Here is a 12,046-nt window from a genome sequence, read left to right as displayed (position 1 = left end):
CAATTACATGACTTTAAAACGTTCGATCATGGAATGAAGCCGCTCCGCTAAGCTGGACAGGAAGCTGGCGGAAGCATCAACCTCTTCCATCGCAGCTAACTGTTGTTGGGAGAATGAAGACATCCCCTGTGCGCTGACTGCAGTATGGCCGGCGAACTTCACGATATCGTCAATCGACTTCACCAGTCGTTGTGAGTTGTCTGACAGGAGCCGAACCGCTTCGCTGATATCCGCAATCGATGCAGCGGTAATTTCCGTTGAAGCTGCGATGTCACTAAAGGAAGCTCCAGCGCTGCTCACCAGCTGGACACCTCGCTTCGTTTCACGGACGATCTCATCCATTGCGCTGCTGGTGAGCTCAACCTGTCCCACGATGTGGGTGATCAGCTCACTGATTTGTTGCGCCGAGGCAGCGGAACGTTCCGCCAGCTTGCGGACCGAGGAGGCAACGACGGCAAATCCGCTGCCGTATTCTCCCGCGCGGGCTGCTTCGATTGAAGCATTTAACGCGAGAAGGTTAGTTTCAGCGGCGATGTCGGTCATAATGTCCAGGATGCTCTGCACTTCTTTGGAGCGGCTGCCCAGCTCCTCAACGATCGCAGAGAGATGAATGATTTTGGCTTCCATGGTGGACATCTGTGCTACGCTGGACTGGATGGCTTGCTCCCCTTGGTTGGATGCATCGGAGACCTGCTGCGCCGATGCTAAGACGCCTTCGGCATGGCGAGCAATCTGACCAATCCGTTCGGACATGTCATGCAGCATGGTTGCCCCGGTTTCCAGGTTCGTGAGCTGCCGCTCCGACCCGTCGGCAAGGGATTGGGTGATTTCTGCCGCATGTTCACCCGCCTTTCCAATTTGCTGTGCACTCGCGGAGAGCTGCTCAGAGGAGGAGGCCACATGCATCGAAGTTCCGTTCACCTCGGTGATCAACTCCCGCAGGCTACTAACCATCTTCGCAAAATTTTGAGTTAATTTGCCGATCTCGTCCTTACCTTGACGCACGTTAGTTTGCACAGTCAAATCGCCCTCGGCAACCCGTTCTACCTGCCGGGACAACGTTTCCAGCGGCCGAATCATCCGGTGGATAAAGAAGTACACAAACACAACTGCGGCGAGCAGGACGACGATGCCGATGATGAATGGCAGGAGTAGAATGTCACGAGTTCTCTCGCCGATGATCGAAGCGTCGAAGTTAATGACCATGAGACCGATGATCTCTTCGTTAGGGTCATGATTTTTGAAGATCGGACCGTAACCGGTGAGCAGCTTTACGCCATCATAAGAATAGACCTTGGTGTATACAGGATGCTTCATCTCAAGAATCATATTCCGGTCCTGCTCATTGAAATAAAAAGCGTCTCCTGCTTGGTACCCCCGTCTTTTGAGATTCTGGTCGGCCGCAAGAATGGTGCCGTCCAGGGACATCAAGAACACTTCCTTAAATAACGATTTATGCTCTACCGTCCAGTTTAATTGTTCCTCCAGCTCCGCAAGGCCGCTGCGGTCACCGGAGGCAAGACGGGAAACCGCTTCCGGATCCACCAGGCCGGTGGTAATATTAGCACAGCCGACCGTTTCAATACCGACGGATGTCTCGACCTCACGATACGACGTCTGATAAGCAAATATCCCGATGAGTGAACCAACTAAAAGCAGTAGTCCGATCAGGACAGAGGTGATTTTTTGAGCAAAACTCATGTTCCATCTCCTATCTCCCAGGCTTGAAGAGTGTATATGCTAGCAGCACTAAGACACATTATATAGAGAATAAATGTGCTGGATGTAACTAATCGCACGTTGGCGTGTCGAATTAAGTAAAAAATTGAGAAAAAAATCACAAAAGGTGACGAATCATGTCAATTAACGAAGATAAATGGAGATTATTTATCGCTGTCCCTCTTCCGCCAGAGATCAAGCAGAAGCTGGAGACGTGGTGCAGCGAGCAAAAAACGAGGTTGGATTTCAAAAAGTGGGTACACACGGAAGACTACCATATTACCGTGCAATTTCTGGGTGATCTAGCTCCGGGGCGTTTGGATGAGCTGCTGGCGGCTTTGACGCGGGCAGCAAAAGGGATCGGGCCGTTGGAAATGGAAGCGGCGGGGATTGGCAGCTTCGGACGTCCGGCAAGTCCCAGCGTGTTATGGGCTGGCGTCCGAGGTGAGGTAGCCGGGCTGGAGAGTCTGCATAGCCGGGTGACGTCGGAGAACCGGGCACTTGGCTTTGTGCCGGAGGAAAGACGTTTCAGTCCGCATATTACGTTGGCCCGGAAATTTCGGGAAGGGGCCAGATTAGATCCTGCAGTATTGCAGACCCAACCGGATTTCGGCCGCTGGAAGGCCGATCGTCTGGTCATTTATCGTACGCATATGCATAAGCGTCCGATGTATGAGGTGGTTGGATCTGCGCTGCTGACTTAGTTGGCCTGCTGCTCAGCAGGGCTGGCCGTCTGCAGGCGTATGCGGACCGGAGCGGCAGCCTGATACAGCAGATGAAGCACGGCTTCGGCGCAGCGTTCGGGCTGATAACCGGGGTGCTGCAAGGCAGGCTCCGGCCAAGGTTGAAGATTCGAAGCGTGCTGATGACGAATGTTATCAAACCACTCGTCCAACACGTCCGGTGAGGTCAGTTCCGCCCCATAGCCGTGTTGCACGAAGTATTCGCGATTCTTCTCCTCTTGACCTGGAATCGACTCAAAGAACAACATCGGGATGCCTTTGGCCATTCCCTCGGTGCAAGTCATTCCGCCGGGTTTGGTAATCAGAAGGTCAGAGGCATCCATCCATTTGCCGATTTGCCGCGTGAACCCGATCACCTTCATGTTTGGATGATGAAATGTTGGATGTGCACGCAGTCGAGCAGCAAGCTTCTCGTTGCTGCCGGTGCAGCAGACAACTTGAATGTCCTCTCGCCAAGCCGCTAGTTTGTCCAGTAGCTCCTCACGAAGCAACAATCCCCAACCCCCGCCCATGACGAGGGCGGTAGGCATATTTTTTAACCCTAATTCTTCCCGGGCGGACGCCTTCTCTTGCTTGCTCCAGAAATCCGGGTGCACAGGAATGCCCGTCACCTGTACCTTGGTGGGAGCGACTCCGCGTTGGACAAGCAAAGCTTTGACCTCAGGTGCGGAGACGAGGTACCGATCCACGCCGGGACTCATCCAGGAACCGTGGGCATCGTAATCTGTGATGAGCGTGCACAGCGGCAGATTCACATCTGAATTAAGCTTCAGGTAGGACACGATAGCGCTGGGAATCGGATGCGTGCAGACGATCAGATCGGGCTGCAGCTGCGCGATCACTTCGGCTGCATGAGTATAGAACATTTTATGCAAAGCCAGGCGAGCAAACTTGCCAACCGGCTTCTCGTATTTGTGCTTATAAAACAGGCCTACCAGTGCAGGACTCGTATTCACCGTCATCCGATATGCGGATAGGATAAGCGGTGCGACTGTCGGATTCAGAAACGAGCCCAGCTCCATCACTTTCGTCTGGATTTGCGGGTTCTTCCGCTTTAATCCGGCTGCCAGCGCGTGTCCGGCCTGGGTATGTCCACTTCCAAAACCTTCCGATAGGATCAACACTCTTCTTTTTCGCATGAGGATATCACCTGCTTCTTCTATATAGATCGTTCCGATTCATGGCTTCCTAATACTAAGTTTATGTTGATTATATTCCGGTTTAAAGAGGCTCGAGACGGGTCGATCCACTGGACCTAGGTCGGGGAGAATCAGAGCCAACGGGATTATGGAACAAGCTGGTGAAAGTGAATGAAACATTCTGAAAAAACATCTTGCATTTCTACAGCGAGTGGAGTAAAGTATGAATTGACCAAATGACCAAAAATGAATTTTAGTCATTTTTTGGCCGGGAAATGTGTTTCCATTATTCATTCCAAGTGCAGGGAGGTGACATGGATGGCTGTAGTAGATCGCCGTAAGCTCGTTATCGAAGCAGCTGAAAAGTCCTTTGCTTTATTTGGTTACAAAGCGACGACAATGGACCAAGTGGCGAAAATAGCAAATGTGGCGAAAGGAACAATCTACACCTTCTTCACGAACAAAGAAGAACTGTTCGATGAAATTCTACGTTCCGTCATTATGGAGATGAAGCGGGTGATCGAGCCGGAGATTGATGAGGAGAAGCCCTTCTTTGAGAATTTGCACCGGGCGATGGATGCGCTGCTGGGATTTCGCCGTGAGCATGAGCTCCTCATCAAGTTGTCCCAAGAGGTTCGTGACTTCGGCACCCCGAAAGCCAAGGAGGGATTGGAGCAGATCGAAAACGCAATTCTGGAATATCTGGAGCGTCATCTGTCCCGGGCGGCTGAGCGGGAGGAGATTCGCTCGTATGATCCCAAGCTGCTTGCTTTCGTCGTGTTTAAGCTCTATATCGCGTTAACCTCGGACTGGAACAAGAATAATCCGCCTTTGAGCAAAGAGCAAATCAAGGAGTTTATCCACGATTTTCTAGCTGGAGGCTTGCTTCTGCCAAGGGAAGTTTAAAGGAATTACATTTAACTATTAGAGAAAGAAGCCACCAAGGGGAGAGAAAGCAAAAATGAAATCATTAAGTGTATTTTTCAAGGATATGGGAGCCACCTTTAAGAATCCTAAAGTGTTCATCCCGATTCTTGTAGTGCTGTTCATTCCCGTACTGTATAGCGGCATGTTCCTGACGGCCTTCTGGGATCCGTACGGGAAGATGAACGAGCTGCCGGTAGCGGTGGTGAACGAGGATGTAGGCGCACAATACGAGGGGAAAGACCTTAAGGTCGGCGAGGACCTCGTTACTGAACTAAAGAAGAGTGACGATTTCCAATGGAAGTTCGTCACCCGTGAGCAAGCGGAAACTGGAATGAAGAATAATGAGTATTACATGACGATCATCATTCCGGACAATTTCTCTTCACAAGCGACCACATTGATGGATGATAATCCTTCGCCGGCTCAATTGATCTTCGAGCCAAACGAAGGTTACAACTTCCTGGCCGCGCAAATTGGCGGTACGGCTGTGAAAGAGATCAAATCGAAGGTGTCCGCCAAAGTGACGGAAGCCTATACGGAAACCTTGTTTGACCAAGTGGAGAAAATTTCGGGCGGTCTCAGCGAGGCCGGCAACGGGGCCAGCACCCTCAACGAGGGAGCGGTGAAGCTCGATGATGGAACCAAGAAGCTGAAAGAAAATCTGGCGAAACTCGTTGACGGCACGATGAAACTCGAGGACGGCGTTGCTCCGCTGGAGAAAGGTACACAGTCCTTATACCAAGGCATTAATGATGTGAAGGATGGAGCCGGCAGCCTGGCTAGCGGCTTGACGCAGTTGGAAGCTGCCAGCCAACAGCTGGAAGCCGGCGCTAAACAAGCGCATCAAGGCGGTACCCAACTTCAGGCAGGGCTTCAATCGTCGCTGGAAGGTGCGAAGAAGCTGGAAGCTGGCTTGACTGCATCTGAACAAGGCAGCGCCCAGTTGCAAACAGGCCTGGAAACGTCGGTCCAAGGCAGCGAGAAGGTGGCTGCAGGAGCGAACAGCGTGGCGCAAGGTTTAGAGCAGCTGGCCCAAGCGAATCCGGAACTCGCGAAGAACGCAGCGGTTCAGCAGTTGATCGCAGCCAGCAAGCAGGTTGCCCAAGGCAGTGAGCAGCTGCACCAAGGGAATCAACAATTGCTGAAAGGCAGCCAGGACCTGCACAACGCTCAACAGCAGTTGCTGCAAGGCGGGAAGCAATTAACGGCAGGCCAAGAACAGTTGCTGCAAGGCATGACTGAGCTGAACGCCGGACAAGAGAAACTGGCGAGCGGCTTGCAGCAATTTAACGGCAAGCTGTCGGAAGCAACGGCTGGCGGTAAGAAGCTGGCAAGCGGTGCCGGGCAGCTGAGCGCAGGCGCCAAACAACTACTTGGCGGCGTCGAGCAATTATCTGGCGGCGTAGGTACGTTGGCCGACGGTTCGAAGCAACTGGATGCAGGTGCGGGTGAACTGAAGGACGGCATGACCCAACTGACGGAGGGCTCGGGCGAGCTGGCTTCGAAGCTGACCGATGCCGCAGAACAAACCTCTGGCGTGAAGAAAACCGATGCGCTTGTCAACATGTATGCTCAGCCGATCGAGATCAATGAGCAGAAGGTGAATGAAGTACCTAACTATGGCACGGGCTTTGCTCCATACTTCTTGTCGCTGGGCCTGTTCGTCGGTGCGCTGATCTCGACGCTGGTGGTGCCGGTCAGAGGCAGTTCGGTAGCGGAAGCCAGTGGCTGGAGCCGCTTCGTAAGCCGCACGTTGACTTTTGCCGGCATGAGTCTGCTTCAGTCCTTGCTGGCATCTGGCCTGGTTCTTTACGGATTAGGGCTTGAGGTTAAGAGTGTTCCGCTCTTCTATCTCTTCGCCTTTGTTACTAGCCTGTGCTACATGTTGATCATTCAAGCACTTGTTACCTGGATGGAGAACCCGGGACGGTTCTTGGCGATCCTGATGCTGATTTTCCAATTGACGACCAGCGCAGGAACGTTCCCGCTCGAACTGATTCCGAACTGGATGAAAGCCTTCAATCCGATCCTGCCGATGACATACAGCGTCAAAGGCTTCAAGGCGGTCATCTCCACCGGCGATATGGCGATGGCTTGGGAAAACATTGGTTGGCTGGCCGTGTTTGGCGTCGTATTCCTGGTGTTTACACTGGTGTACTTCTTGCGCCACGAACGCAGTACAGAGCGCAGTCCTGAAGCCAACCTGAGCGTACAGTCGCACTAATCGAATCATAAATATAGAAGATCCGCTCTCTGGATTTCTGGAGGGCGGATCTTTTTCTGTAGGGGAGATATTCCGGCACTGAGCCTTTTGCAGGATGATCCCGTAATAATCAGTCGAGTTGGGGCGGGACACATTTTATGCGGGGACATAAACTCTATAGTAACTAAGTTCTCGATCGGGTTATGGACGCTATGAGCAACGGATGGCAGGTTCGACTTTTTTCTCTGATCAAAAGGGATAATGGTGCAAATAGACAGGCAAAGACAACCATACGTCTCCATATGGTGACGCTTTCGTGGCAAAACCGCCCTGCAACGGCCTAAAAGTTCTAATCAATAGTGCAAAATAAAGAGAATATAATGCAAAAACAGATGTGACATTTTCCGTTAGAATAAAAAGAAAGATTGAACCGGGCTTATCCGGCGTAGTCGCAGGACATAGGGACTGATCTATTTTATTCGCTAACGATGTTTGAACTACCTCTAAATAGAAAGGTTGCGTCAGATGATGAAACATACCGTATTACCTCCCAAGCAGGGACTCTATGATCCCGCTTTCGAAAAAGACGCTTGCGGCATGGGCTTCGTGGCTCATATCAAGGGGAAAGCTTCCCACGATATCGTAAGCCAAGCGTTGACCATGCTAGCGAATATGGAGCACCGGGGCGGCCAAGGCAGCGAGCCGAATTCGGGGGATGGCGCAGGTATTTTACTGCAAATCCCGCACCGTTTTTTTGCCGCTGAAGCAGCTAAGCTTGGATTCACCCTGCCAGAGGCAGGACAGTATGGCGTTGGTATGCTGTTCCTGCCTCATGACGAAGCCGTTCGGACGAAGCAGGAGGAAGAACTCGTGCGCATCGCCGAAGAGGAAGGACAACGCGTCCTCGGCTTCCGTACGGTGCCAACTCGCGACGATATGCTGGGTCAATCGGCCAAAGCGGCTAAACCGTTCGTTCGCCAGATTTTTATCGAGCGTTCCGCAGATCTGAAGGAGGATCTGGACTTTGAGCGCAAGCTGTACGTGATCCGGCGCCGGGCTGAACGCGCGATCCGCTATAGCGGCGCAGAGCAGGGGGATGCTTTTTACGTATCCAGCTTGTCGTGCCGGAAGGTGGTCTACAAAGGGATGTTGACCACGGAGCAGGTCGGACAATTCTATCTGGATTTGCGAGACGAGAGATTGGAGTCGGCCATTGCGATGGTTCACTCGCGCTTCAGTACGAATACGTTCCCAAGCTGGGAGCGGGCGCATCCGTACCGCTTTATGATTCATAATGGCGAGATTAATACGCTGCGCGGCAACGTGAACTGGATGCATGCACGTCAGTCGATGTTTAAGACCGAGAAGTTTGGCGACGATCTGGAGAAAGTAAAACCGATCATCAATCCGGACGGGTCAGATACGGCGATGTTTGATAACACGTTTGAATTCCTGTACTTGAGCGGACGCTCCCTGCCTCACGTAGCGATGATGATGGTGCCTGAGCCATGGGTCGGCCGGGAGGACATGGACCCGGACAAAAAGGCGTTCTATGAATATCACAGCACAATGATGGAGCCATGGGACGGGCCTGCAGCGATGGGCTTTACCGACGGCGTTCAGATCGGGGCGATTTTGGACCGGAACGGCTTGCGCCCATCGCGTTACTACGTGACGAAGGATGACCTGATCGTCCTCTCCTCGGAGGTCGGCGTACTGGATATCCCGGCGGAGAACGTACTCTATAAGGATCGGCTGCGTCCGGGCCGGATGCTGCTAGTCGACACGCAGGAAGGCCGGATTATTTCCGACGAGGAAGTGAAGTCAGCGATCGCGAAGGAGCATCCGTACCGTGAATGGCTGAACGAACATCTCGTTGAGCTGGAAGATCTGCCGGAAGCGAAGGAGCTGCCGCCGGAGAGCCACGAAGACATTGCACGCCGTCAAATGGCATTTGGTTATACGTATGAAGACCTGCGGAAGGTGCTTGAGCCGATGGCCTTAACCGGTCAGGAAAATATCGCTTCGATGGGGTACGACGCGCCGCTTGCCGTCTTGTCCGAACATCCGCAGCGACTGTACAACTACTTCAAGCAAATGTTTGCGCAAGTCACCAACCCGCCAATTGATGCGATCCGCGAGGAGCTCGTTACCTCGACCGCTACGACGATTGGTCCGGAGCGCAACCTGCTTCAGCCGGAGCCGGAGAGCTGCCGTCAGATTCGGTTGGATTCGCCGATTTTGTCCAATGAGGACTTCGCCAAAATCCGCCATCTGCACCGGCCAGGCTTCAAGGCGATCACGATTCCGATCCTGTTCCCGGCTGCTGAAGGAGCGGAGGGGCTGCGTAAGGCGTTGGATACGTTATGCGAAGCAGCAGATCGGGTCATCGCCAAGGGCCACAATATTCTGATCTTGTCCGACCGCGGAATGGATGCGGAGAACGCAGCGATCCCGGCGCTGTTGGCAGTTTCCTGCTTGCATCACCATCTGATTCGCGAAGAGACGCGGACCAAGGTCAGCCTGCTGCTGGAGTCGGGCGAGCCGCGTGAAGTACATCATTTTGCGTTACTGCTTGGGTATGGCGTCAGCGCAGTAAATCCGTATCTTGCGTTCGAATCGCTGAAGGATATGATTGCCCAAGGCATGCTGCAAGGCATTTCGCATGAAAAAGCGGTGTACAACTTCATCAAAGCAGCGACCAAAGGGGTCGTCAAAACCTTGTCCAAAATGGGCATCTCGACGATTCAATCGTACCGCGGGGCGCAAATTTTCGAAGCGGTTGGCCTGGAGCCTTCCTTCGTCGATCGTTACTTTACATGGACGCCGTCGCGGATTGGAGGCATCGGCCTGAAAGAAGTGGCTGCCGAAACGCTTACCCATCACTTCCGGGCCTTTACTGACAAGGACGGCAACGATAAAGTGCTGGATTCCATCGGAGAATACCAGTGGCGCAGCGGCGGGGAAGAGCATCTGTTCAACCCGCAGACGGTGCATTTGCTGCAACAGGCGGTCCGTACGGGCGATTATAAGCTGTATAAAAAATTCGCTGAGCTGGTGCAAGGCGAGAACAACAAGCATTTGACGCTGCGTTCCTTGCTGGAACTGAAGCCGGTTGGGCCGAAGGTGCCGCTGGAGGAAGTTGAATCGGCGGCTTCGATCATGCGCCGCTTCAAGACCGGGGCGATGTCGTTTGGCTCGATCAGCAAAGAAGCGCATGAGACGATTGCCATCGCCATGAACCGCATCGGCGGCAAGAGCAACACCGGCGAAGGCGGCGAGGATCCGGCGCGTTATGTGCCGGATGCGAACGGCGATCTGCGCCGCAGCGCGATCAAGCAGGTAGCGTCGGGACGGTTTGGCGTTACGTCGCATTATCTGGTGAACGCCGATGAAATCCAGATCAAGATGGCGCAAGGGGCGAAACCGGGTGAAGGCGGTCAGCTTCCGGGCCGTAAGGTGTACCCTTGGGTAGCGGAAGTGCGCGGCTCCACGCCGGGGGTTGGCTTGATTTCACCGCCGCCGCACCATGATATCTATTCGATCGAGGATTTGGCGGAGCTGATCTACGATTTGAAGAACGCCAATCCGCAGGCGCGTATCAACGTGAAGCTGGTGGCTGAGGCCGGCGTCGGAACGATTGCAGCCGGCGTTGCCAAAGGCCGCGCGGACGTCATTCTGATCAGCGGTTATGACGGAGGTACTGGCGCTTCCCCGCAAAGCTCGATCCGCCATGCAGGTCTGCCGTGGGAGCTGGGGCTGGCTGAAACGCATCAGACCCTAATCTTAAACAACCTGCGCGATCGCGTCGTGCTGGAAACCGACGGCAAGATGCTGAACGGTCGCGACCTTGCTGTCGCCGCACTGCTTGGCGCCGAGGAGTTTGGCTTCTCGACTGCCCCTCTGGTGGCGGTTGGCTGTATCATGATGCGCGTCTGCCAGCTGGATACCTGCCCTGTGGGGGTGGCCACGCAAAATCCGGAGCTGCGCAAAAACTTCACCGGAGATCCGCAACATGTGGTCAACTTTATGACCTTCGTGGCAGAGGATCTGCGCGAATGGATGTCCGAGCTAGGCTTCCGCACGCTGGAAGAGATGATCGGACGTACCGATTGCCTGGATGCGGTGAAGGCGGTGGATCATTGGAAGAAGAAAGGCGTCGACCTCAACTCTCTGCTGCATATGCCGGAGCTTCCGGAGGGAAGCAGCCGCTATTGCACAAGACAGCAGAATCATGGGCTGGAAGAGACGTTGGATATGACGAAGCTGCTGCCGCTGGCGCTGCCTGCACTGGAGCGCGGCGAAGCCGTCAGCGCCCGGCTGCCGATCTGCAACGTGAACCGGGCAACCGGGACGATTGTGGGCTACGAAGTTACCCGGCGTTATGGACAGCAGGGATTGCCTGAGGATACGATCACGTTCCATTTTGAAGGTTCTGCGGGTCAAAGCTTTGGGGCGTTTATCCCGAAAGGCATGACGCTCACCGTTGAAGGCGATGCTAACGACTACACCGGCAAAGGGCTGTCCGGCGGTAAGGTCATTGTGAAGCCGTCGCCGCGTGCAACGTTTGTTCCTGAGGAGAACATCATCATCGGCAATACATCGTTCTATGGTGCAACCAGCGGGGAGGCTTACATCCGCGGGATTGCCGGAGAACGGTTCGCGGTGCGGAACTCGGGTGCCAACGTTGTCGTTGAAGGTGTCGGCGACCACGGTTGCGAATATATGACCGGCGGACGTGTCGTTATCTTGGGTGAAACTGGCCGGAACTTTGCAGCTGGGATGTCCGGCGGGATCGCCTACGTGCTTGACGAGAGCGGAGACTTTGCAAGCCGTTGTAACTTAGAAATGGTGCTGCTTGAGTCGGTAGAGGATCCGGCGGAAATCGATCAACTGCGGACGCTAATCAGCCGTCACATTCTGTATACGGATAGTACGGTTGGGCGCCGTGTGTTGGATCGTTGGAACGAGTATCTGCCGAAGTTCGTCCGCGTTATTCCGAAGGACTACAAGCGGATGTTAGAGCAAATCCGCAAAGTTGAAAATGAAGGGCTGAAGGGTGAAGCCGCGCTGCTGGCCGCATTTGAAGCAAATGCACGCGAGCTGGCCCGTGCCGGCAACAACTAATAAATTTTAGCGATAGCGATGATAGTATGGACCGCCCCGGTTGTCTGAACAAGACAGCGGGGCGGTCTTGTTCAGTATAGAATAAATCGATTGTGCGAACATATGTTTTTGGTGTAATATGATTTGGAGATAATTAGGAAGTGAACGTGGAAGGGGGAGCGACTTTTTGGCTGATCAATCTGTTGCAT

6 protein-coding genes are annotated in these 12,046 nt (G+C 53.7%); 4 read left to right on the top strand and 2 right to left on the bottom strand.

Going from position 1 to position 12,046, the window contains the following annotated elements; genetic code table 11:
• Positions 1-3: 3 nt before the first annotated feature.
• The gene (locus M891_RS0112040; protein WP_028539017.1) at positions 4-1,701 is read right to left on the bottom strand and encodes a methyl-accepting chemotaxis protein; all 1,698 of its coding nucleotides are present in this window, start codon (positions 1,699-1,701) and stop codon (positions 4-6) included.
• A gap of 155 nt (positions 1,702-1,856) precedes the next feature.
• Here M891_RS0112040 and thpR point away from each other — a divergent pair, with 155 nt between their 5' ends.
• A complete protein-coding gene (gene thpR / locus M891_RS0112035; RefSeq protein ID WP_036700263.1) occupies positions 1,857-2,423 on the top strand; it encodes an RNA 2',3'-cyclic phosphodiesterase in 567 nt (188 codons plus the stop codon).
• Here the strand turns inward: thpR and M891_RS23815 are convergent.
• Positions 2,420-3,601 carry a UDP-N-acetylglucosamine--LPS N-acetylglucosamine transferase gene (locus M891_RS23815; protein WP_036700260.1) on the bottom strand — a complete coding sequence of 394 codons (1,182 nt, stop codon included), beginning with the start codon at positions 3,599-3,601 and terminating at the stop codon, positions 2,420-2,422. The two genes, thpR and M891_RS23815, sit on opposite strands and share 4 nt — an antisense overlap.
• A 318-nt stretch (positions 3,602-3,919) precedes the next feature.
• Here M891_RS23815 and M891_RS0112025 point away from each other — a divergent pair, with 318 nt between their 5' ends.
• From M891_RS0112025 to gltB, 3 genes are all read left to right on the top strand, one after another.
• The gene (locus tag M891_RS0112025) at positions 3,920-4,507 is read left to right on the top strand and encodes a TetR/AcrR family transcriptional regulator (protein WP_028539015.1); all 588 of its coding nucleotides are present in this window, start codon (positions 3,920-3,922) and stop codon (positions 4,505-4,507) included.
• Positions 4,508-4,562: 55 nt separating this feature from the next.
• A complete protein-coding gene (locus M891_RS0112020) occupies positions 4,563-6,752 on the top strand; it encodes a YhgE/Pip domain-containing protein (protein WP_028539014.1) in 2,190 nt (729 codons plus the stop codon).
• Positions 6,753-7,259: 507 nt separating this feature from the next.
• Positions 7,260-11,858 carry a glutamate synthase large subunit gene (gene gltB / locus M891_RS0112015; RefSeq protein WP_028539013.1) on the top strand — a complete coding sequence of 1,533 codons (4,599 nt, stop codon included), beginning with the start codon at positions 7,260-7,262 and terminating at the stop codon, positions 11,856-11,858.
• Positions 11,859-12,046: the final 188 nt, after the last annotated feature.

It is taken from the genome of Paenibacillus sp. J14 (genome assembly GCF_000518465.1).
Classification (GTDB): Bacteria; Bacillota; Bacilli; order Paenibacillales; family Paenibacillaceae; genus Fontibacillus; species Fontibacillus barengoltzii.
Note: the sequence above shows the minus strand (reverse complement) of the source record. Positions and strands in the feature narration are given on the sequence as shown.

Excerpts from the sequence above, each read along its gene's own strand:
- M891_RS0112040 (WP_028539017.1), bottom strand. The coding sequence starts at position 1,701 with ATGAGTTTTGCTCAAAAAATCACCTCTGTCCTGATCGGACTACTGCTT.
- M891_RS0112025 (WP_028539015.1), top strand. The coding sequence starts at position 3,920 with ATGGCTGTAGTAGATCGCCGTAAGCTCGTTATCGAAGCAGCTGAAAAG.
- M891_RS23815 (WP_036700260.1), bottom strand. The coding sequence starts at position 3,601 with ATGCGAAAAAGAAGAGTGTTGATCCTATCGGAAGGTTTTGGAAGTGGA.
- M891_RS0112020 (WP_028539014.1), top strand. The coding sequence starts at position 4,563 with ATGAAATCATTAAGTGTATTTTTCAAGGATATGGGAGCCACCTTTAAG.
- gltB (WP_028539013.1), top strand. The coding sequence starts at position 7,260 with ATGAAACATACCGTATTACCTCCCAAGCAGGGACTCTATGATCCCGCT.
- thpR (WP_036700263.1), top strand. The coding sequence starts at position 1,857 with ATGTCAATTAACGAAGATAAATGGAGATTATTTATCGCTGTCCCTCTT.